This window comes from Neorhizobium sp. BT27B, from assembly GCF_050455485.1.
In the GTDB taxonomy this organism is placed as follows: Bacteria; Pseudomonadota; Alphaproteobacteria; order Rhizobiales; family Rhizobiaceae; genus Neorhizobium.
On the sequence record NZ_JBCIYT010000006.1, the window covers coordinates 402742 to 422609 of the forward strand.

Annotated in this window: 20 protein-coding genes, 1 tRNA gene and 1 riboswitch; of the genes, 11 read left to right on the plus strand and 10 right to left on the minus strand. The window is 60.3% G+C overall.

Features of this window, described 5'->3' with window-relative positions; all coding sequences use genetic code 11:
- Window positions 1–50 precede the first annotated feature (50 nt).
- Together argF and AAIH70_RS18695 are read left to right on the plus strand one after the other, a co-directional pair.
- The gene (gene argF, locus AAIH70_RS18690) at window positions 51–968 is read left to right on the plus strand and encodes an ornithine carbamoyltransferase (protein WP_132276646.1); all 918 of its coding nucleotides are present in this window, start codon (window positions 51–53) and stop codon (window positions 966–968) included.
- Between the two features lie 201 nt (window positions 969–1169).
- A complete protein-coding gene (locus tag AAIH70_RS18695; protein WP_132276648.1) occupies window positions 1170–2159 on the plus strand; it encodes an Hsp33 family molecular chaperone in 990 nt (329 codons plus the stop codon).
- A 71-nt stretch (window positions 2160–2230) separates the two neighbouring features.
- On the opposite strand, the gene apaG is transcribed toward AAIH70_RS18695, so the two are convergent.
- Both apaG and AAIH70_RS18705 read right to left on the minus strand, forming a co-directional pair.
- Window positions 2231–2623, minus strand: coding sequence for a Co2+/Mg2+ efflux protein ApaG (apaG, locus tag AAIH70_RS18700; RefSeq protein WP_132276650.1), 393 nt, complete (start codon window positions 2621–2623; stop codon window positions 2231–2233).
- 152 nt (window positions 2624–2775) lie between these two features.
- Window positions 2776–3972 carry an O-succinylhomoserine sulfhydrylase gene (locus AAIH70_RS18705; RefSeq protein ID WP_132276652.1) on the minus strand — a complete coding sequence of 399 codons (1197 nt, stop codon included), beginning with the start codon at window positions 3970–3972 and terminating at the stop codon, window positions 2776–2778.
- A 46-nt stretch (window positions 3973–4018) separates the two neighbouring features.
- Window positions 4019–4097: riboswitch (SAM riboswitch) on the minus strand.
- Between the two features lie 78 nt (window positions 4098–4175).
- On the opposite strand from AAIH70_RS18705, the gene AAIH70_RS18710 reads away from it, so the two are divergent.
- Together AAIH70_RS18710 and AAIH70_RS18715 are read left to right on the plus strand one after the other, a co-directional pair.
- The gene (locus AAIH70_RS18710; protein ID WP_132276654.1) at window positions 4176–5267 is read left to right on the plus strand and encodes a 2'-deoxycytidine 5'-triphosphate deaminase; all 1092 of its coding nucleotides are present in this window, start codon (window positions 4176–4178) and stop codon (window positions 5265–5267) included.
- Window positions 5268–5339: 72 nt separating this feature from the next.
- Window positions 5340–5413: transfer RNA gene (locus tag AAIH70_RS18715), tRNA-Gly, on the plus strand.
- 253 nt (window positions 5414–5666) lie between these two features.
- On the opposite strand, the gene AAIH70_RS18720 is transcribed toward AAIH70_RS18715, so the two are convergent.
- Window positions 5667–5828: a Thivi_2564 family membrane protein gene (locus AAIH70_RS18720; protein WP_132276656.1), complete on the minus strand. Its 162-nt coding sequence runs from the start codon at window positions 5826–5828 to the stop codon at window positions 5667–5669.
- Window positions 5829–5947: 119 nt separating this feature from the next.
- Window positions 5948–7876 carry a glycosyltransferase gene (locus AAIH70_RS18725; protein WP_132276658.1) on the minus strand — a complete coding sequence of 643 codons (1929 nt, stop codon included), beginning with the start codon at window positions 7874–7876 and terminating at the stop codon, window positions 5948–5950.
- A 128-nt stretch (window positions 7877–8004) separates the two neighbouring features.
- Here AAIH70_RS18725 and AAIH70_RS18730 point away from each other — a divergent pair, with 128 nt between their 5' ends.
- On the plus strand, window positions 8005–8829 hold the full coding sequence (locus AAIH70_RS18730) for a transporter substrate-binding domain-containing protein (RefSeq protein WP_132276853.1): 825 nt from the start codon (window positions 8005–8007) through the stop codon (window positions 8827–8829).
- A 13-nt stretch (window positions 8830–8842) separates the two neighbouring features.
- On the opposite strand, the gene AAIH70_RS18735 is transcribed toward AAIH70_RS18730, so the two are convergent.
- The 3 genes from AAIH70_RS18735 to AAIH70_RS18745 all read right to left on the minus strand — a co-directional run bounded on the left by AAIH70_RS18735 (window position 8843) and on the right by AAIH70_RS18745 (window position 10962).
- Window positions 8843–9514, minus strand: coding sequence for a LexA family transcriptional regulator (locus AAIH70_RS18735; RefSeq protein ID WP_132276660.1), 672 nt, complete (start codon window positions 9512–9514; stop codon window positions 8843–8845).
- Window positions 9515–9739: 225 nt separating this feature from the next.
- Window positions 9740–10396 (minus strand): response regulator transcription factor, encoded by a 657-nt coding sequence (locus AAIH70_RS18740; protein ID WP_132276662.1) that lies wholly within the window; start codon window positions 10394–10396, stop codon window positions 9740–9742.
- A 137-nt stretch (window positions 10397–10533) separates the two neighbouring features.
- On the minus strand, window positions 10534–10962 hold the full coding sequence (locus AAIH70_RS18745; protein ID WP_165932064.1) for a hypothetical protein: 429 nt from the start codon (window positions 10960–10962) through the stop codon (window positions 10534–10536).
- A gap of 113 nt (window positions 10963–11075) precedes the next feature.
- Here AAIH70_RS18745 and AAIH70_RS18750 point away from each other — a divergent pair, with 113 nt between their 5' ends.
- Complete coding sequence (locus AAIH70_RS18750; RefSeq protein ID WP_348639726.1) at window positions 11076–11417, plus strand: DUF952 domain-containing protein; 342 nt, start codon at window positions 11076–11078, stop codon at window positions 11415–11417.
- A 4-nt stretch (window positions 11418–11421) separates the two neighbouring features.
- Window positions 11422–12510 (plus strand): quinone-dependent dihydroorotate dehydrogenase, encoded by a 1089-nt coding sequence (locus AAIH70_RS18755; protein WP_132276666.1) that lies wholly within the window; start codon window positions 11422–11424, stop codon window positions 12508–12510.
- Here the strand turns inward: AAIH70_RS18755 and AAIH70_RS18760 are convergent.
- Genes AAIH70_RS18760 through AAIH70_RS18770 form a run of 3 tightly spaced genes read right to left on the minus strand, consistent with a single transcriptional unit; the run spans window position 12486 to window position 14641 of the window.
- Window positions 12486–13856: an MATE family efflux transporter gene (locus tag AAIH70_RS18760; protein WP_132276668.1), complete on the minus strand. Its 1371-nt coding sequence runs from the start codon at window positions 13854–13856 to the stop codon at window positions 12486–12488. The two genes, AAIH70_RS18755 and AAIH70_RS18760, sit on opposite strands and share 25 nt — an antisense overlap.
- A 31-nt stretch (window positions 13857–13887) precedes the next feature.
- A complete protein-coding gene (locus AAIH70_RS18765) occupies window positions 13888–14373 on the minus strand; it encodes a CAP domain-containing protein (RefSeq protein WP_132276670.1) in 486 nt (161 codons plus the stop codon).
- 1 nt (window position 14374) lies between these two features.
- Window positions 14375–14641, minus strand: a complete 267-nt coding sequence (locus AAIH70_RS18770) for a DUF6460 domain-containing protein (RefSeq protein WP_132276672.1) — start codon at window positions 14639–14641, stop codon at window positions 14375–14377.
- A gap of 151 nt (window positions 14642–14792) precedes the next feature.
- Here AAIH70_RS18770 and AAIH70_RS18775 point away from each other — a divergent pair, with 151 nt between their 5' ends.
- The 4 genes from AAIH70_RS18775 (at window position 14793) to AAIH70_RS18790 (ending at window position 19688) form a co-directional block, all read left to right on the plus strand.
- Window positions 14793–15722 carry a class I SAM-dependent DNA methyltransferase gene (locus tag AAIH70_RS18775; protein WP_132276673.1) on the plus strand — a complete coding sequence of 310 codons (930 nt, stop codon included), beginning with the start codon at window positions 14793–14795 and terminating at the stop codon, window positions 15720–15722.
- Window positions 15723–15826: 104 nt separating this feature from the next.
- On the plus strand, window positions 15827–16477 hold the full coding sequence (locus AAIH70_RS18780; protein WP_245519231.1) for a YitT family protein: 651 nt from the start codon (window positions 15827–15829) through the stop codon (window positions 16475–16477).
- 2 nt (window positions 16478–16479) lie between these two features.
- The gene (locus tag AAIH70_RS18785) at window positions 16480–17124 is read left to right on the plus strand and encodes a YitT family protein (protein WP_132276675.1); all 645 of its coding nucleotides are present in this window, start codon (window positions 16480–16482) and stop codon (window positions 17122–17124) included.
- Between the two features lie 41 nt (window positions 17125–17165).
- The gene (locus AAIH70_RS18790) at window positions 17166–19688 is read left to right on the plus strand and encodes a ligase-associated DNA damage response DEXH box helicase (protein ID WP_132276677.1); all 2523 of its coding nucleotides are present in this window, start codon (window positions 17166–17168) and stop codon (window positions 19686–19688) included.
- Window positions 19689–19868: the final 180 nt, after the last annotated feature.

A 19868-nucleotide genomic window follows, 5' to 3' on the forward strand; every position in this document is an offset into this window, starting at 1 on the left:
GGCAGGGAAGAGGGCGCCATTGAAGGTTCCCTCTTTATAGGGAATTTAAAATGGCATCTCCCAAGCATTTTCTCGACCTTTCCGAAGTTTCGGCAAAGGATCTGCGCTCCATTCTCGACGACGCCAAGGTCCGCAAGCAGGCCACCAAGGCCGGCACCGCGGACAAGCCGCTGGCCGGCAAGATGCTGGCGATGATTTTCGAAAAGCCGTCGACCCGCACCCGCGTTTCCTTCGATGTCGGCATGCGCCAGCTCGGCGGCGAGACACTGTTCCTGTCGGGCACGGAAATGCAGCTCGGCCGCGCCGAAACCATCGGCGATACGGCAAAGGTTCTGTCGCGTTACGTCGATGCGATCATGATCCGCACCACCGATCACAGGCGCCTCATCGAGCTTGCCGAACACGCCACCGTGCCGGTCATCAACGCGCTGACCGACGACACCCATCCCTGCCAGATCATGGCCGACCTGATGACCTTCGAGGAACATCGCGGCTCCGTCGAGGGCAAGACCTTTGCCTGGACGGGTGACGGCAACAACGTGCTGCATTCCTTCGTCGAAGGTGCTGCCCGTTTCGGTTACACGATGAACATGGCCGTGCCCATGGGCTCCGAGCCGCACGACAAGTTCATGAACTGGGCGCGCAACAATGGCGGCGAGGTGAAACTCTACCACGATGCCGAGCAGGCGGTTGCCGGCGTCGACATGGTCGTCACCGATACCTGGGTTTCCATGAACCAGGAGCACAAGGCGCGCGGCCACAACATCTTCCAGCCCTATCAGGTCAATGACGCGCTGATGAAGCGCGCCAAGGACGATGCGCTGTTCATGCATTGCCTGCCGGCCCACCGCGGTGAGGAAGTCACCGATGCCGTTATCGACGGTCCGCAGTCGGTCGTTTTCGACGAGGCGGAAAACCGCTTGCACGCGCAGAAATCGATCCTTGCATGGTGCTTTGGCGCCGTCTGAGGCGTCTCTTTCAAGGCGGGAAGCCATGGCTTGATTTTCGCCATGGCCGACACCACTTCTTGGACTTCAAACGGGCCGGGCGGCATGATCGCACCGGCCTTTCAACATATATCGGCGTCGTCTTTTGACCCAGTCAGCGGTTCCGCTCGGCGGGTGCATATGTCAGATTGATCCTAAAGATCGGCGCAGAAGGAGCGGAAAATGGCAGAAGCAACCGTTGAACTGAACGATCTCAGTCTTGCCGGCGATGATCATGTCGTGCCCTTCCAGGTCGAAGGTCTGGATGTGCGCGGCCGTGCCGTCCAGCTGGGGCCGCTGTTGAAGACCATTCTCGGTCGTCACGATTATCCGACACCGGTTGCCCGCCTGCTGGCCGAAGCCATCGTGCTCACCGCGCTGATCGGCACGTCGCTGAAGTTCGACGGCAAGTTCACCGTGCAGACCAAGGGTGATGGCCCGGTCGATCTTCTGGTCGCCGATTTTTCGACGCCAGATTCCTTGCGCGCCTATGCCCGTTATGACGAGGAAGCGCTTGCCGCGGCCGTCGAGGCGGGGCGTACTGCGCCGCAGGAACTGCTGGGCGAGGGCATTCTGGCCTTCACCATCGATCAGGGTCACGGCATGCAGCCCTATCAGGGCATCGTGCCGCTCGATGGCTCGACGCTCGAAGAGATCGCCAGCGTCTATTTCCGCCAGTCGGAACAGATCCCGACGCGGGTGCGCCTTGGCGTTGCCGAACTGTTCGACCGTGACGAGGACGGCAAGCCGCGCCACAACTGGCGTGCCGGTGGCATTGTCGTGCAGTTCCTGCCGCAGGCGCCCGAGCGCATGCGCCAGCCCGACCTGCATGGTGGCGATGGAGACGAGCGCGAAGAGGAGCATTCCTCCGACGATGCATGGGCGGAAGCCCGCATGCTGGTGGAGACGGTGCACACCGATGAACTGACCGATCCGCAGGTCGGCATCGAACGGCTACTCTATCGCCTGTTCCATGAGCGTGGCGTGCGCATCTACGAACAGCAGGCCGTATTCGATCGCTGCAGCTGCTCGCGCGACAAGATCAAGGGTGTGCTGTCGGGCTTTTCCGCGGAAGAGATCTCGGCGAGCCAGGAAAACGGCGAGATCGCCGTCACCTGCGAGTTCTGCTCGACCACCTATCGATACGACGTGGCCGAGTTCGCCTCCGCCTGATCGGTTCTGGCATCAAAACGCAAAAGGCCGGCAGCGATGCCGGCCTTTTGCGCATGTGCTGGAAAAACGCGTCAGTTCAGAATGCGCAACTGCCCCGGCGAATCCAGCGAAAACGCCGGGATGTCGACGATCATCGTTTCGCCGTCGTCAGTTTCCATCTGGTAATGGCCGAACATCATGCCGGACGGCGTGTCCAGCGGGCAGCCGGATGAATATTCATAACTGTCGCCGGGCTGCAGGTGTGGCTGTTCGCCAACCACGCCAAGTCCTTCGACTTCATCGACCAGTCCGTTTTCGTCGGTAATGTGCCAATAGCGCTGAACCAGTCGCACCGGCTTGGAAGAATGGTTCGAAATAACGATACGATATCCCCAGACATAGCGGCTCTCATCCGGATCGGATTGCTCCTCCAGATAATAGGGTTCCACTTCGACTTCGATATCTTTCGTTCGTGCACTATACATGCCCGATACACCTCACACTGATGCTATCGGTATTATATAGAGTGTGTCTCACGTCAAGAAATCCCGGCAGCAAAGGGCTTTTGCGACCGGGATTCTGCATATTAGGGATAACTACCATGGTAAATGGCAGTCTATCCCTTAAAATATGATATTTACGCGGAAATTCCCGCCAGGGCCTGCGCGAAATCTTCGAGCAGGTCGTTGGCATCCTCGATGCCGGCCGAGAACCGTACCGTGCCCGGCGAAATGCCGAGTTCGGCGCGCGCCTCGTCCGTCAGGTTCTTGTGCGTCGTCGTTGCCGGGTGGGTGATGATCGAGCGGGTATCGCCGAGATTGTTGGAAATCGTCACCACGTCCAGCGCGTTCTGCAGCTTGAAGGCCGCTTCCTTGCCGCCCTTCAGCTCGAAGCACACCAGCGTCGAGCCGCCGGTCATCTGCTTGGCGATGATATCGGCCTGCGGATGGTCCTTGCGGCCCGGATAGATGACCTTGGCGACCTTGTCGCTGTCCGCCAGAAAATCGGCGATACGGCCGGCATTTTCCGTCTGCGCCTTGACGCGGATCGGCAGTGTCTCGAGACCCTTGATCAGCGTCCAGGCGGTGAACGGCGACATGGCCGGACCGGTGTGACGATAATAATCCTGCAGATGCTCGGTCACCCATTCGCGGTCAGACAGGATGACGCCGGCAAGGCTGCGGCCCTGACCGTCGATATGCTTGGTGGCGGAATAGACGACCACATGCGCGCCGAGTTCCAGCGGCTTCTGGAAAAGCGGCGTCGCGAACACGTTGTCGACGACGACGCGGGCATTGACCTGGTTGGCAAGCTTGGCCACGCCGGCGATGTCGATGATCTCCAGCGTCGGGTTGGTCGGGCTTTCGAGGAAGAACACCTTGGTGTTCGGCTGGATGGCCTTTTCCCAGTTGGCAAGGTCACGGCCGTCGATCAGCGTGCATTCGATGCCGTAGCGCGGTGCCAGCGTCTCCACCACCCAGCGGCACGAACCGAACAGGGCGCGGGCGGCAACGATATGATCGCCGGCTTTCAGCTGGCAAAGCAGTGCTGCGGTGATGGCGGCCATGCCGGATGCCGTTGCGCGGGCTTCCTCGGCGCCTTCCAGTGCGCACATGCGCTTTTCAAACATGTCGTTGGTGGGGCTGCCGTAACGGGCATAGATGAAGCCGTCATCTTCACCCTTGAAGCGCGCTTCGGCGGCTTCTGAACTGTCGTAGGTGAAGCCCTGTGTCAGATAGATCGCTTCGGACATCTCGCCATATTGCGAGCGCAGCGTTCCGCCATGCACGAGTGTCGTTGCAGGGCGCCAATTCTTGTTCGGAGTTTTGCTCATGTACTGACCACCTTCGTGATACAAAAAAACCGGCCGCAAAAGCAGACCGGTTTTCAACCCGGTCTTTTTAGCCACTTGTTTAACGTGGCTGCAAGCCGACCGGCCAAATCACCACGGGATAAAACTGGCATAATCCCGCTGTGCGCTTGCGTCAATGGTCGTGATTTGGTTTTGTCCGCCATTCGACACAGGGACTTTTTGAGATGATCAGGACGACAGGAATTCTGGCCGACCGCGCGATTGCGGCGCTGTTCGAGACGGGGCGTCTTTCCTCCGAGCGGCCGCTTGACGATGATCAGATTCAGCCGGCCAGCCTGGACCTGCGTCTTGGCACCAAGGCTTTTCGCGTTCGCGCCTCCTTCATGCCGGGGCCAAACAGCCTCGTCTCCGACAAGCTCGACCGGCTGAAGCTGCATGTCGTTGATCTGTCCGAGGGGGCGGTGCTGGAAACCGGCTGTGTCTATATCGTGCCGCTGATGGAAAGCCTCGATCTTCCCGCCGATATGTCGGCCTCGGCCAACCCCAAAAGCTCGACCGGCCGCCTCGACATTTTCACCCGTGTCATCACCAATTATGCGCAGGAATTCGACAAGATCCCGGCCGGTTATTCCGGCCCGCTCTATCTCGAAATCTCGCCGCGCACCTTTCCGATCGTCGTGCGCCAGGGCTCGCGGCTGTCGCAGATCCGCTTCCGCATCGGCAATGCGCTGCTGGGTGAGCCGGAACTGGCAAAGCTGCATGAAGCCGAAACTCTGGTCGCCTCCGACCTGCCCAACGTCTCGGGCGGCGGTATCGCGCTGTCGATCGACCTTGCCGGCGACAAGGACGGCCTGATCGGTTACCGCGGCAAACACCACACCGCGGTCGTCGATGTCGACAAGAAAGCCCAGCACGACCTGTTCGATTTCTGGGAGCCGATCTACAGCCGCGGCCGTAACGAACTGATCCTCGATCCGGATGAATTCTACATTCTGGTGTCGCGTGAAGCCGTGCACGTTCCGCCGCTTTATGCTGCCGAGATGACACCGTTCGACCCGCTGGTCGGCGAATTCCGCGTGCATTATGCCGGTTTCTTCGATCCCGGTTTCGGCCATGAGGCGGCGGGCGGACGCGGCAGCCGCGCGGTTCTGGAAGTGCGCAGCCACGAAGTGCCGTTCATTCTCGAAGACGGCCAGATCGTCGGCCGCCTTGTTTATGAACACATGCTGGAAGCGCCGGAAGGCCTTTACGGCTCGGGCCTCGGATCGAATTATCAGGCGCAGGGGCTAAAGCTGTCGAAGCATTTTCGCAGCTGATTGTCGCAGCCGTCAGGCTGTGATCACGCTTGACAGCGCAGGTCTTCTGTTGGAAGGCTTTGAGCCAAGGTTGCGGGTGTAGCTCAATGGTAGAGCAGCAGCTTCCCAAGCTGAATACGAGGGTTCGATTCCCTTCACCCGCTCCACTTTTATTTGAAACTTATTATAAACACATTCGCTATATAGACATCTGTCATCGGCATTGCTGATGAGCGCTGAAATGAATTCGCCGCTCGCAATCGCCGCGTCGCTTTAAGACTTTTGACCACGGATGTACTGGCTGGGTTTGGTAAGCGATGATGAGGAAGGTCGGTGCGGTTTCGCCCCGGCCTTTTTTGTTGCCCGAAATTGCCCGCCCTTTTGATCAGGCGGGCCGGGGATTTGCCGCGCTTGCGCGGCTCAGAACACAGCCAGATAACGCAGCAGCGAGATGATGCCGATGATGATCACGATGATCTGTACGATCTGTCGCGCGCGGCCGTCGATCGGAAGGCGCTGGACCAGATAGAGCACGAGGAAGATGACGAGGAAGGTAATCAGAATACTGATGAGAACCGACATGAATTTTTCTCTCCATTTTAAAACCGCCTGTCCCAAGCGGCTGACGCAGGAGTTTTGAGTAGAAAGCCGGCCAACGACTGTTTTGCGTGGAGATGCAGGCAGGGTGTTGGGCAGGCTTCCTATTTCTTTGTCCCGATGGCCGCATCAACGGGGCGATGTGGCGTTTTGTTCCAGAAAAAAGGTTTTGTCCTCAATTCGTTGATCGCTTTCCAGGCCGCAGCCGATGTCAGCATCCAGTAGAGCGGCACTGCCGCCCAGCGCCAGCCCACAAGTCGCTTCTCGTGGTCGGTCATGACACGGAAGCCGAGAACCACGAACAGAAGATAACTTCCCAGAATATTGAGGAAGTCGATGAAGATCAGCGGATGGCTGAGCAGTGTCAGGGCCGAGGCGGGATCCTGCTGGATGGCATGGAGACTTGTCAGAACCAGAAGCAGGATCAGCGGGTGCAGAAGCGCCGACACCAGCATGCCGCCGATCATAAGCTGGAAGGCGAGGGCGCCGAACCAGCCCATCTCGGTAATATGGGCTCTGGGATGCCGCGTCGCCACCAGCCATGTCTGAACCCAGCCCTTGTACCAGCGCGTTCGTTGGCCAAACCATTCTCGCAGCGATATCGGCGCATCTTCCAGCGTCTGCCGGCGCAAGGTCGCGGCGCGATATCCGTGTCGGTAGAGCCGAACGCCAAGATCTGCGTCCTCCGTCACATTGAACGGATCCCAGCCACCGACTTCGAGCAATACCGATGTGCGAAAGTGGTTGGACGTGCCGCCGAGCGGCAATGGCAGGCGATAGTCGGACAGCATCGGTAAAAGGCCGCGAAACAATGCCGAATATTCGACCGCAAACAGCGCACTCAGAAAGGAATGGCTGGCATTGGTAATGACGAGTGGAGCCTGCAGACAGGCGATCTCGGCGGGGCTTTCGCGAAAGCGTTGAAATGCCTCGCGCAATTGTTGCGGGTGCGGCCGGTCCTCGGCATCGTATATGGCCAGAAACTCGCCGCGCGCCGCACAGAGCGTATATGTCAGGGCCTTCGGTTTGGTGCGCGGCTGGGAGGGCGGAACGGTGACGATTTCAAAATGCGGTTTGAGCGCAACAGCCTGCAAAGCCGCAATGGTGTCGATATCGTCGCCCTCGCAGACGAGTTTGATGTCGAGCAGTGAAGGTGGCCAGTCCAGTCTCTCAAGGCTGCGAACCAGCTGTGTCACGACGGCGGCTTCACGGTAAAGCGCCACCATGACCGTATAGACCGGCAGTTTTGCATCGGATGCCGCCGCGTTCGTCCTGCTGCGCCGTCTCGGCTGACGTTTGAGGTGGGACAGTGCGGCAATGCGCATTGTCAGCGAAGACAGGTAAAGCAGTGACAAAGTCAGATGCAGGGCGGGAAGCGTGGCCTGCGGCGCCAGCAACAGAGCCATGGCCAGAATGACGCTCGCGCCGCCGGCGGCAAAACCCTGGGCGCCGGAAAGAACGATACGGGCCGAGGAATAGGTGCGCTTTTCGAAAAGGTCGGTCACGGCGGATCGTGTCCGTCGTGAAGCGCCAGCCTCCCACACTGCCGCGCGGAGCTGTGACGGTGTGGTGATCACCAGCCCCTGACGCAGCGCCGGCAAGCGGTCGAGAAGGGCGGCGAGATCGGCAAGCCTTGCCGCTTCGGGAACGATCGCCACCTGTGGCGCTTTTTTCGCATGCTGCAGCCGTATCTGGTTCGGGCGCAGCAGTTGCACATCCAGCGTATGGCCGTCGACAATGTCGCAGGCATCTATCTCCGCGATGAAGGGCAGGCGCAGGAAGCGGGCCATGGCGGCAAAATAGGCATCTTCGCGGATAGAACCGTCGGCCAGCAGTTCCGCCTCTATGCTCGTGCCGTTTTTCTTCGCCAGCCCGGCAAATTTGCGGATCAGCGGTTTACCGATGCCAAGACCGGTAAGCGCCGCGATTTCGTCCAGTGTCGGATCGTCAGTCCGCGTGGCAGGTGCGGTATCGCCAACAATAATTTTACGGGCGCTCGGTGGCGCGCTATCAAAATATTCCCCGACACGCATGCTTCTGCTACACCCCACACAACAACAAGCCCCCGCATGTCTCGTTTCGGATCATACAGATGCACGCATTGGTTACATCCCCAAAAAGCCGGGGGCCGTTCAAAGGTCTGTTGTCGGGGCTCGCCGCCATGCTTGCCGTTGTGATCGGATCAGGATTTCCAGTCGCAGCACAGCAACCCGGCAATGCCGAGCTGCCGGTGATGTTCGACGCACGCGAGCGCCTGCCGCGGCCCGACCTTTCCAATGTGCTGCGCGTCCGGGCGCTTACGACGGTGGATTTTCCGCCCTTCAGTTTTCTCGATCAGACAGGCCGTCTGACCGGCTTTCACGTGGATTTCATTCGGGAAATCTGTGCTGAACTGAAAATCGAGGCAAAGTGCCAGATCCAGGCCGTGCCGTTTGCCGATCTTGAGCCGACGCTGGAAAAAGCGGGTGCCGAACTGGTTCTGGCGGGCGTGGCGGTGACGCCGGATCTGCGCCAGAAATTCTCCTTCTCACGCCCCTATCTGCTGTTGCCGGCGCGTTTTGCTGTCGGAAAGAAGATCGGACTGACGGGGCACGCATCGGTTGCGTTGTCGGGTCGTCCGGTCGGCGTCGTGGCCGGCACCGTACATGAGGCGATGTTGAAAGGGTTTTTCCCGAAAGTGCAGGCCCGCCCATTCGAAACGCCGGATGCGATGCTGGATGCGCTGAAACAGGGCAGCGTCGATGCGGTTTTTGCCGATGGCCTGCGATTGCCCTTCTGGGTGGCGAGCGAAGCATCGGGCGGCTGCTGCACGCTGTTTGATGGCCCTTACATGTCGCAACGTTATCTGGGCGAAGGCCTGTCGGCGATGTTCCGTCACAACGACACGGCACTGCCGGCTGCCTTCGATAGCGCCGTGGCAGCCCTGGCACGCAATGGCCGCCTGCAGGAAATCTATCTGCGCTATTTCCCGAACGGGCTTTATTGAAAAGCTGGAATTCTTACTGGCTCGCCCAGATGATGCGGGCGATCCATTCGATCTCGGTCATCTCGAATGTGCGGTTGGGATGGGCGGGATTGAGCGAGTTGAGCTCGATCGATTTGGCGCTCTGGCGCAACAGCACCTTGGCCATCACTTCACCGTCGCGGGTTTTCACAACCACGCGGTCGCCGCGCCGCACCTGCGCGCCGGGCTCGACGATCAGCCGGTCGCCGTCGCGGTAAAGCGGCAGCATGGAATCGCCCTGTATCTCCAGCGCATAAACGGCACCGCTTGTGGGAGCAGCCGGAAAATCCACCACATCCCAGCCCTGGCCGGCGGGAAATCCGCCATCGTCGAAAAAGCCGCCGGCGCCGGCCTGGGCGAATCCCAGCAGCGGAATGCCGGTCGATTGCGGCGGATAGGTCACCTCTGGCACTGCCACTGGAGCGTGGGCGGCCTGATCCGGACCGAGAAAGGCCAGAAACTGGTCGATGCTTGAGCCGGTCGCTTCCAACACCTTGGCGATCGATTCCGTCGAGGGCCAGCGCATGCGGCCATCCGGCCCCTGTCGTTTTGATTTGTTGAAGGATGTCGGGTCGAGGCCAGCCCGCCGGGCAAGGCCCGAAGGGGTCAGTTGGTGGCGTTCGGCCAGGGCGTCGAGCGCACTCCAGATCGTCTCGTGTGACAACATCGTTTTCAAATCCTGCCGTGCCAGGTCAGCGTTGCCGTCCGCCAAAAGGCTTTGGCAAGGCGATACGGCCTGTTTCGGGTTTCGCGCATCCGGCAGGCCCGGAAAAGCGCTAAATGCCTGGACCACGCAAGTACAGCCGGGCGGCTTTGAAACTAACCAAAGCCGGCGCCGGAGTAAAGATGGAGAGGAATAAAATCCTGTCGGTGTAATCGACAGACGCCGCGCTCATGCGACCATGGAAAGGTTTACCTGGCCGAGCTTGATCACCGCCTGTGTGCGGCTGTCGACATTGAGTTTTAACAGGATCGCCGAGACATGTGCCTTGATCGTCGCTTCGGACACACCGAGCGCATAGGCGATCTGCTTGTTCAAAAGCCCTTTGCCGAGCATGGAAAGCACCTTGCTCTGCTGTGGCGTCAGCGTTTTCATGCGCTCCATCAACTCGGTCATCGTCGGGTCGGCGGTGGAGCCGTTCTTCTGTTCGCTGCCCTGCATGCCGGTCCAGATGCCGCCATCGAGCACGGTATCGACTGCCCTGCGGATATCTTCCAGCCCGGCCGATTTGGAGATGAAGCCCGAGGCCCCGAGTTCGAGCGCGCGGTTGATCGTGGCGTGGTCGTCGCTGGCCGATACGACGATCACCGGCAAGCCGGGGAATTCGGAACGGATCGCCGTCAGCCCGGAAAAGCCGGAAACGCCCGGCATGTTGAGGTCGAGCAGCATCAGGTCGATCTCGGCATGGTCGCCGGCCGCCTTTCTGGCTGCCGCGAAGTCGCCGGCCTCGATAATGGTCTGCTGGTTGCCGATATCGTTTACCGCCTGCCGCAGCGCGCCGCGAAACAGAGGGTGGTCATCCGCAATGACAATGGTGAGTGTCTGCATGCCCACGCCGCCTCCCAACAGCATAGTCTGCCTCGTCTCCTCGCCATATTTCTAATACCGCCGGCCGTTCAGCACAAGGGCTTGTGGCCACAGACTTCACAACTGTCAGTTTCCATTCGTCTCAAACTTGAGACACATCAGGTGCGGTTCGGCACTGTCTGCTGCTGTTCTTCCTCGCGGAATTCCTGAACCAGGCCGAAGAAACGGCGCATGAACCGCTCCATGATCGACAATGTGGTTTCGATTTCCTGTTCGGAGGGAACGCCCGGTTTGGCTGCTGCCGTGCCGCCCTGCTTCTCCAGTGCGGTCACACGTTTTTCGAGAAGATCGAGTTCCTTCTCATAGGCCGCGCGCTCGTCCGCCGCCATCCGGCAGGTCAACTGTCCGCCTTCGTCGCGGCACAGCGTCAGCGCGCCGGTCTCTGTATCCAGCCGCACGAAACCGCTCTCGGTCTTTTCCAGGCTGAAGCGTTTCTGGCCGCCATCCTGCGCCAGCGTTGCAACGGGAGCAGAAACCACGGCCACCATGCCCGCGAGAGCGGCAACTGCTGTGCTACGTAAAAACATGTCTGTCTCCTGTTTTTCTAAAGGCCGTTTTCCCAAAGGATTGACCTTCGCCATGGACAAAGCGCCGCCTTTGCGGCAAAGCCTCGGCAAACAATCATAGCCGGGAACCAATGATGAGCGACGTTATCTACAAGATCGTGACGGAAGACCTGTGGCTTGATGCCAGAGGAAAGGGCGTTTTTGATGGCGCGTCGATCGATCTTGCCGATGGCTATATTCATCTGTCCACCGCAGGCCAGGCTCAAGGCACCGCCGACAAATATTTCGCCGGCCAGACGGGGCTGTTGCTGATCGCCGTCGATGTGGACCGGCTGGGCGACACGCTGCGCTGGGAACCCTCGCGCGGCGGCGAACTCTTCCCCCACCTCTATGCGCCTCTGACATTCGATGCCGTTTTGTGGGAAAAACCGTTGGTCATAGGCGCCGATGGCCGCCACCAGTTTCCGGAGATCTGAGACCATGATGAGCCTTCTGAAAAGCGTCACCCGCCGAGGTCTCTTCCTGCTCGATCCGGAAGCAGCGCATGGCATGTCCATCACCGCGCTGAAGACCGGCCTTGTGCCGTCCTGCGCAGCCCGACCCGATCCGCGCCTGCGCGTCAGCCTCGCCGGGCTCGATTTTCCCAATCCGGTCGGCCTTGCCGCCGGTTACGACAAGAATGCCGAAGTGCCGGAAGCGCTGCTGAGGCTCGGTTTCGGTCATGTCGAAGTCGGCACGCTCACCCCGAAGGCGCAGGCCGGCAATCCCAAGCCGCGGCTGTTCCGTCTGGTCGAGGACGAGGCCGTCATCAACCGTTTCGGTTTCAACAATGAAGGCCATGAAGCAGCTTTCGCGCGCCTGCAAAAAATCCGTCGTAATGGCATCATCGGCGTCAATATCGGTGCCAACAAGGACGCCACTGATCGCATCGCCGACTACGTCGCCGGCATCCGCCGCTTCAACTCGGTCGCCACCTATTTCACTGCTAACATTTCCTCACCCAACACACCCGGCCTGCGCGATCTGCAGGCGCGCGAAAGCCTGAACGCATTGCTGTCGGCTGTTATTGCTGCCCGCAATGAAGAAGCGCAAAAGTCCGGCCGCAAGGTTCCGGTTTTTTTGAAGATCGCGCCGGATCTCACCGAAGAGGGCATGGACGACATTGCCGCCGAAGTGCTGGCGCATCAGCTGGATGGCCTGATCGTCTCCAACACCACGCTGTCACGCGATGACCTGCTCGATCAGGCGCAGGCGGGCGAGGCCGGTGGCCTATCCGGCAAGCCGCTGTTCGCACGCTCCACGGCGGTTCTCGCAAAAATGCGCCAGAAGGTCGGCAAGGAACTGCCGATCATCGGTGTCGGCGGCGTGTCCTCGGCCGATACGGCGCTGGAAAAGATCAGGGCAGGGGCCGATCTGGTGCAGCTTTATTCCTGCATGGTTTATGAAGGTCCGGCTCTCGCCGGTCGCGTCGTCTCCGGCCTGTCAAAGCTTCTCGACCGTGAACAGGTTTCGTCCGTGCGTGACCTGCGCGACAGCCGCGTCGATCACTGGGCGGCAGCAAAACTCTGACGCGCCTTTGACGGCAGCATGGCGATAAGAAACAGGCCGCGCAGACCCAGAAACAGGTTGAGCGCGATCCAAAGGCCGTGATTGCCGAAGGCCGGCACCAGAAGGGCGACGGCCAGACAGAAACCGACGAGCGATGCCAGCATCATGTTGCGCATCGCCCGCGACCATGTGGCGCCGATGAACACGCCGTCGAGCTGGAAGGCGAGCGCGCCGGTCACGCCGGTCAGCGCCGCCCAGCCGAGATGGCGCATGGCTTCGCTACGCACCTCCGGCGAGGTGGTGAGAAGATCGATCATCGATGTGCCGAAAATCATGAAGAACAGCGCCAGCAGGCCGGCCATGGCAAAAGACCACAGCGCCGTCAGCTTCAGCGCGCGGTCGAAGGCCGGCCGGTACCGCGCGCCGACGGAACGCCCCGCCAATTGTTCGGCAGCACCTGCAAGCCCGTCGAGAAAAAACGAGCAGAGCATGAACACGTTCATGAGCACCGCATTGGCGGCCAGTGTCACCGCCCCAAAACTGGAGCCGACCCGCGTCATGATCGCATAGGCGCAGTTGAGCACCAGCGAGCGGATCAGAATATCGGCATTCAGCTGGAACAGCGCCTTCAGCCGGTCGCGATCGAGAATGTCGGTCCGGTTCGGCCGGCTGCCCGGCATTTTTATGAACTGCCGGAACACCAGAATGAGGCCCACAACGGCGCCGATCGTTTCCGCACAGGCCGTGCCCCATGCGACGCCATCGACGCCCCAGCCCAGATGCAGGCCGAGATAGGTCGACAGGATGATATTGCTGCCGTTGATGACGACCTGCAGAAACAGGCCGGTCGTGCCCTGTCCGCGCCCGAGCACATAGCCGAGAATGGCAAAGTTGATGAAGGTCATCGGGCTGCTGAGCACGCGGATGCCAAAATAGTGGCGGGTGACATCGGCAACCGCGGCATCGTCGGTCATCAGGCCGGGGGCGTAGGCTGATATCAGCGGCGTCGCCAGCAGCATCAGCAGGCCAAGGCCGATGGCGCTGATGAAGGCGCGCCAGAATACCGCCTGTTCCTCGCGCCTGTCGCCGCGGCCAAAGGCCTGCGCCGTCAATCCGGTGGTGGAGGTGCGGAAAAAGCTGAGGCTGCCGAAAATGAGGTCGAACAGGATTGCGCCGATCGCAAGACCGGCAAGGGCTGCCGGATCACCGAGCCGACCGACCACGCCGGTGGCGGTCAGGCCCAGAAGCGGCGTGGTGAGAAAGCCGAGCGTCATCGGCACGGCGATCGACAGCACGCCTTTATGCGTCACCTCGAAGGGCCGCACGGCCGCACCATCCTCAATATGATCGGCCGCCTGCTGCCCCATCGTATTTTGCGCCCCCGCGCCGCATTGCCGGTTAGCTGGAGAGGATCATCGACCAGTAGGGTCGTCCATCCGCGGCATATGCCACGGCCACACCGAGCCCGCTATAGGCGTCCAGCATGTTCTTCAGGTGTTTTGGGCTGTCGATCCATGCCTGAACTGCGCGTTCCACCTCGTTCTGGCCGCTGGCGATATTTTCCGCGGCGGGCAGCGGTACATCGCTGCCTTTCATGCGGTCGTAAAAACTGTCACCAAGCCCGATAAGATGCTGCATTTCCTTGGCTTTTGCCATGCGCACGGCTTGCACGGCTGCCGCCTTGCGGGCCGGATTGGCGCTGGAAAGGGCGGAAAGGCCGTTTTTCTTGCGAAGCTCGTTGACCAGCGGCAGTGCCGCCGCCGTCCGGTCGGTCGCCCCCGGCGTCGGCGAAAGAACACCGACGGTGGAACAGCCGGCCAGTACAAGGCCAACACCTGAAAGGGCGAGAAAGCCTCGGCGCGATGGTGTCATAAACTCCGTCATGTCAGCGCCGGAAACTCATCAGGCGCAGGATGATGAAGACCGGGATGACCACGATCGCACCGAGCAGCAGGTAATTGCCGACCGTGCCGAGCGCTTCGAAGCCGTTGTACCAGATATCGAGGAAATGATAGCGAATGCTGCCGACGATATTGTCGGGCGTATAGCCCAGCCATGCCAGAACGACGCCGACTATGAGGCAGACGACCACCAGCTTGACAAGCGTGCGGCCGGGAGAGTCACCGAGGAAACTGTTCACGGAAGAGGTCATCCTTGTTCATCTGCGGGGGTGCGAAAGACATAGTGGCCCCATTATCGCACTGCAAGCATGTTTGCATCATGTGTCTGCCTCCTCAGATAGAACTTGAGTTTTTTTATGACTTGCGCGAGATGGCGCAACTCCAGTGAAAGCCTTGCCGCCGATGAGCACGAACCAGTTTTCCTCCGGCGACGTGATTGCCGATCGTCGTGCCGATTACGCCCGCATGCTGGGTGAAAGCGAGGAGTTTGCCGCCGCTGCCGAACTGATGGAGCAGGCGCTGGAGCTTGCCCCCCAATGGGCCGCCGGCTGGTTTCGTCTCGGTGAATACCGCGAAAAAGCCGGCCTCGTTGAGCCGGCCGTCACCGCCTATCGCGAAACCCTGATGCTCGACCCGGAAGACGTGTTCGCCGCCACCCTGAAACTGGCGCTGCTGGGTGCGCAAGACGTGCCCGAGCAGCCACCGAGCCGGTATGTCGAAAGCCTGTTCGATGAGTATGCCGATCGTTTTGATACGGCGCTGGTGGAGAAGCTGGATTATTCGGTGCCCGGCAAGCTGGCGGCACTGGTACGCCCGCAGGCACCTTTTGCGACCACGGTCGATCTCGGCTGCGGTACCGGTCTTTTTGGCGCCGAAATCCGTGATGTGACGACCCGTCTCGAGGGGTTCGACATTTCCACCAACATGCTGGCCCGCGCCGAACGCAAGGAATTGTACGATCATCTCGGCCAGTCCGATCTGACGCTTCCGGCGGCACAGTCCGGCCTGTTCGAGTGGGAGGCAAGCCACCGCGCCGATCTCGTTTCCGCTGCCGATGTGCTGATGTATCTCGGCTCGCTGGAAACCGTCTTTCCACTGGTGACGGAGCTTCTCACATCCGATGGCCTGTTCGCCTTTTCGGTGGAGGATGCCGGAGAGGGCAACGGTTTCGTGCTGCGCGAGTCGATGCGCTATGCTCACGCCGAGGATTATATTCTCGGCCTTCTCGCCGCTCACGGCTTCGAACGGATCGCCAGCCAAAAAACCGTCATTCGCATGGATGGCGGCAATGCCATTCACGGCATTCTGTTTCTGTCGCGAAAGGCAGCCTGAGCGGCGCTTTCTTGCGTTTTGGCTGATGATGATCACGCCCTGTTGATGATGCTTGATGAAGCCGCTATCGCGGTGCACAATCACCAAAAAACAAGGGGACGATATTGGCCGAAGAACAGAGCGCGCAGAAGCGCCGGCTGGGCTTTTACAGCCTCGATCCGGCACGCCACACGAAGCTGGAAGATGCACAGGGTCTGTTCATCAGTTCCATGGTGGCAGCCCTCGGCCTTTATTTCCTCAGCCAGGCCGGGTTTCTGACCAGTGGCACGGCGGGCGTCGCCTTCCTGCTGCATTACGCTTTCGACATTCCGTTTGGCGTGTTGTTCTTCGTCGTCAACCTGCCCTTCTATTATCTCTCCTTCAAACGTCTGGGCGTCGGCTTTTCCTTCAAGACCTTCATTTCCATCCTGATGGTCTCCTTCATCACCGAACTTGAGCGCAAATTCATCGTCATCCAGCATCTCGATCCGTTCTGGGCAGCCCTTCTCGGCGGCATTCTGATCGGCTTCGGACTTCTGGGGCTTTATCGCCATCGCGCCTCGCTCGGCGGCATCGGCATTCTGGCCATCTATATTCAGGATCGTTTCAAGATCCCCGCCGGCCTCGTGCAGCTTGCTTTCGACCTCTGCGTCATGGCCGCCGCCTTTTTCGTGGTCAGCCCGATGACGGTGCTGTGGTCGCTGCTGAGCGCGGTTATCCTCAACCTGCTGCTCACCATCAACCACCGTTCTGATCGATACATCGCGGTGCGCTGACCATGGCAAACATATCAGACAAGAAGGGCCCGATCGGTTTTTGGGCATCCAGTTCCGAAAAACACTCGATCATCGAGGATGTGCAGGCCATCGTCGCCGGTTCCATGCTGGCGGCGCTCGGCGTCACCATGCTGCAGGCGGCACATCTGATGATCGGCGGCACGGCCGGTCTAGGTTTTCTGCTGCGTTATTCGGTCGATATCAGCTTCGGCGCCGCCTTTTTCGTCCTGAACCTGCCATTCTACTGGCTGGCCTATAAACGCCTCGGCCTCGTCTTCACCATCAAGACGTTTTCCGCAGTCGCGCTTACCTCTCTTCTGTCCGGCCTGCTGCCGAAACTGATCGGCTTTTCCGACATCGAACCCATCACCGCCGCTTTGTTCGGCGGCTTGCTGATCGGCTGCGGCATGCTGGTCCTGTTCCGCCACCGCGCCTCGCTGGGCGGTTTCGGCATTCTGGCGCTTTACCTGCAGGACCGTTTCGGCTGGCGCGCCGGTTTTGTTCAGCTCGGGCTGGATTGTGTCGTGCTGATCCTGTCCTTCTTCGTCGCCAGCCCGTTTGTCATTGCCTGCTCGGTTCTGGCCGCATTGGCCCTCAACCTGACGCTCGCCATCAATCACCGCACGGATCGTTATATCGTCCGGTAACTGCTCTTCATTTCCGCAAGTGAAAGCTTATCTTTCATGTCGTGGATCGCATCGAAGCAAAATCTCCCGGCAATCAGGCCGTCGCACTGCCCCGGCCATTCGTAAAATGGTTTTCGGAAAAGGGCTGGCAGCCGCGCGCCCATCAGCTCGAACTTCTGAGCCGCGCTCAAGCCGGCGAAAACATGCTGCTGATCGCGCCGACGGGTGCGGGCAAGACGCTGGCCGGTTTCCTGCCGTCGCTGACCGATCTCGTGGCGCGCGGAAAAATCCCGCCCGGCTCGGCCTTTACCGGCATCCACACGCTCTACATCTCGCCGTTAAAGGCACTGACGGTCGATATCGAGCGCAACCTGCTGAAGCCGGTCACCGAGATGGAGCTGGCGGTGACGGTGGAAAACCGCACCGGCGATACGCCGCAATCCAAACGCCAGCGCCAGAAACTCAATCCGCCGGATATCCTGCTGACCACGCCGGAACAGGTGGCGCTGCTGCTCGCCAACAAGGAAGCGACACGCTTTTTCAAAGACCTCAAATACGTCGTCCTCGACGAACTGCATTCGCTGGTCACCTCCAAACGCGGGCATCTCCTTTCGCTCGGTCTGGCGCGCCTTCGAAAACATGCGCCAGACATGCAGACGATTGGACTGTCCGCGACAGTCGCCGATCCGATGGACCTGCAGCGCTGGCTCGTTCCCCAAGGGGAAAACCCGTCACCGCCCGCCGGTCTCGTTCATGTGACGGGTGGGGCCGCCCCCGACATCTCCATTCTGGGCACCGATAGCCGCATTCCCTGGTCCGGCCACGTCTCCACCTATGCCATCCCGGAGGTCTATGAGGCGATCAGGCGCCACAAGACCACGCTGATCTTCGTCAACACCCGCTTTCAGGCCGAACTGCTGTTCCAGACTTTGTGGACCATCAACGAGGACAATCTGCCCATCGCCCTACATCACGGTTCGCTCGATGCCAGCCAACGCCGCAAGGTGGAGGCGGCCATGGCCGAAAACAGGCTGCGGGCCGTCGTCGCCACCTCGACGCTCGACATGGGCATCGATTGGGGTGACATCGATCTCGTCGTGCATGTCGGTGCACCCAAGGGGGCATCCCGCCTTGCCCAGCGTATCGGCCGCGCCAACCACCGCATGGACGAGCCGTCGAAAGCCATCCTCGTGCCCGCCAACCGGTTCGAAGTTATGGAATGCCAGGCAGCGCTGGATGCCAATTATATTGGCGCGCAGGACACGCCGCCGGTGGGCGAGGGCGCACTGGATGTGCTGGCCCAGCATGTGCTCGGCATGGCCTGCGCCGAACCGTTCGATCCCGTCGCCCTTTACGACGAGATCACCTCTGCCTCGCCCTATGCCGGCCTGACATGGGAAATGTTCGAGCGCATCGTCGATTTTGTCGCCACCGGCGGTTATGCGTTGCGCAGCTATGAGCGGTATGCCAAGATTCGAAAGATGGAGGATGGCCGCTGGCGCGTCTCCAATCCGCAGATCGCCCAGCAATACCGCATGAATTTGGGCACGATCGTCGAGGCCGCCGAACTCAATGTTCGCCTCGTCAAACGCAACGCCAAGGGAACCTTGGGCAGGGGCGGCATGACGCTTGGCAAGGTAGAAGAGTATTTTCTCGAACAGCTGGTGCAGGGCGACACCTTTCTGTTCGCCGGCAAAGTGCTGCGGTTCGAAGGCATCCGTGAAAACCAGTGTCTCGTCTCGAATGCCTTTTCGCTCGATCCAAAGATCCCGGCCTATGCCGGCGGCAGATTTCCGCTCACCACCTATCTGGCCGATCAGGTGCGCGCCATGCTGGCCGATTCCGATCGCCGGGTGAACCTGCCGGATCAGGTCCGCGACTGGCTGAGTATCCAGCTCGAACGTTCGATGTTGCCGAAACAGGACGAACTCCTGATCGAAACCTTTCCGCGCGGAAAACGCTTTTTCATGATCGCCTACTGTTTCGAGGGGCGCTTGGCGCATCAGACGCTCGGCATGCTGCTCACTCGCCGTCTGGAGCGCGCCGGCGCCCGCCCGCTCGGCTTCGTCGCCACCGATTATTCGCTGGCCATCTGGGGCCTCAACGATATCGGCGCAATGATCGGCGACGGTGCCTTGAGCCTGTCGGACCTGTTCGACGAGGACATGCTGGGCGACGATCTCGAATCCTGGCTGGATGAAAGCTACATGCTGAAACGCACGTTTCGCAATTGTGCGGTCATTTCCGGCTTGATCGAGCGCCGCCATCCCGGCAAGGAAAAGACCGGAAGGCAGGTCACGGTGTCGACCGACCTGATCTACGACGTGCTGCGTTCCCACGAGCCGGATCACGTGCTGCTGGAGGCAACCCGGCGCGATGCGGCGACGGGACTTTTGGATATCGGCCGTTTGGGCGATATGCTGGCACGAATCAAGGGGCACATCACCCACCGTGACCTCGATCGCGTGTCGCCCTTGGCGGTGCCGATCATGCTGGAGATCGGCAAGGAAAGTGTTCCGGGTGAAGCGCAGGATGCGGTGTTGGCCGAGGCTGCGGAGGAGCTGATTGCGGAGGCGATGTCTTGAGGGCTTGTGCCTGGGTCCTCGGGTCAAGCCCGAGGATGACCAAGGAGAGGTGATACCAAGACGACAGATAGTGACCAAACGCCAAGGTGCCACATCGACGCGTTCTGGCAAACCGCAGCAGTTCTTTGGGTTCACTGCTTCCCTCTCCGTCGTCATCCTCGGGCTTGACCCGCGGACCCA

Excerpts from the sequence above, each read along its gene's own strand:
- apaG (WP_132276650.1), bottom strand. The coding sequence starts at position 2,623 with ATGTATAGTGCACGAACGAAAGATATCGAAGTCGAAGTGGAACCCTAT.
- argF (WP_132276646.1), top strand. The coding sequence starts at position 51 with ATGGCATCTCCCAAGCATTTTCTCGACCTTTCCGAAGTTTCGGCAAAG.
- AAIH70_RS18760 (WP_132276668.1), bottom strand. The coding sequence starts at position 13,856 with ATGGGGCAGCAGGCGGCCGATCATATTGAGGATGGTGCGGCCGTGCGG.
- AAIH70_RS18750 (WP_348639726.1), top strand. The coding sequence starts at position 11,076 with ATGAGCGACGTTATCTACAAGATCGTGACGGAAGACCTGTGGCTTGAT.
- AAIH70_RS18695 (WP_132276648.1), top strand. The coding sequence starts at position 1,170 with ATGGCAGAAGCAACCGTTGAACTGAACGATCTCAGTCTTGCCGGCGAT.
- AAIH70_RS18710 (WP_132276654.1), top strand. The coding sequence starts at position 4,176 with ATGATCAGGACGACAGGAATTCTGGCCGACCGCGCGATTGCGGCGCTG.
- AAIH70_RS18720 (WP_132276656.1), bottom strand. The coding sequence starts at position 5,828 with ATGTCGGTTCTCATCAGTATTCTGATTACCTTCCTCGTCATCTTCCTC.
- AAIH70_RS18770 (WP_132276672.1), bottom strand. The coding sequence starts at position 14,641 with ATGACCTCTTCCGTGAACAGTTTCCTCGGTGACTCTCCCGGCCGCACG.
- AAIH70_RS18730 (WP_132276853.1), top strand. The coding sequence starts at position 8,005 with ATGCTTGCCGTTGTGATCGGATCAGGATTTCCAGTCGCAGCACAGCAA.
- AAIH70_RS18755 (WP_132276666.1), top strand. The coding sequence starts at position 11,422 with ATGATGAGCCTTCTGAAAAGCGTCACCCGCCGAGGTCTCTTCCTGCTC.
- AAIH70_RS18735 (WP_132276660.1), bottom strand. The coding sequence starts at position 9,514 with ATGTTGTCACACGAGACGATCTGGAGTGCGCTCGACGCCCTGGCCGAA.
- AAIH70_RS18745 (WP_165932064.1), bottom strand. The coding sequence starts at position 10,962 with ATGTTTTTACGTAGCACAGCAGTTGCCGCTCTCGCGGGCATGGTGGCC.
- AAIH70_RS18785 (WP_132276675.1), top strand. The coding sequence starts at position 16,480 with ATGGCAAACATATCAGACAAGAAGGGCCCGATCGGTTTTTGGGCATCC.
- AAIH70_RS18740 (WP_132276662.1), bottom strand. The coding sequence starts at position 10,396 with ATGCAGACACTCACCATTGTCATTGCGGATGACCACCCTCTGTTTCGC.
- AAIH70_RS18705 (WP_132276652.1), bottom strand. The coding sequence starts at position 3,972 with ATGAGCAAAACTCCGAACAAGAATTGGCGCCCTGCAACGACACTCGTG.
- AAIH70_RS18775 (WP_132276673.1), top strand. The coding sequence starts at position 14,793 with ATGAGCACGAACCAGTTTTCCTCCGGCGACGTGATTGCCGATCGTCGT.
- AAIH70_RS18765 (WP_132276670.1), bottom strand. The coding sequence starts at position 14,373 with ATGACGGAGTTTATGACACCATCGCGCCGAGGCTTTCTCGCCCTTTCA.
- AAIH70_RS18725 (WP_132276658.1), bottom strand. The coding sequence starts at position 7,876 with ATGCGTGTCGGGGAATATTTTGATAGCGCGCCACCGAGCGCCCGTAAA.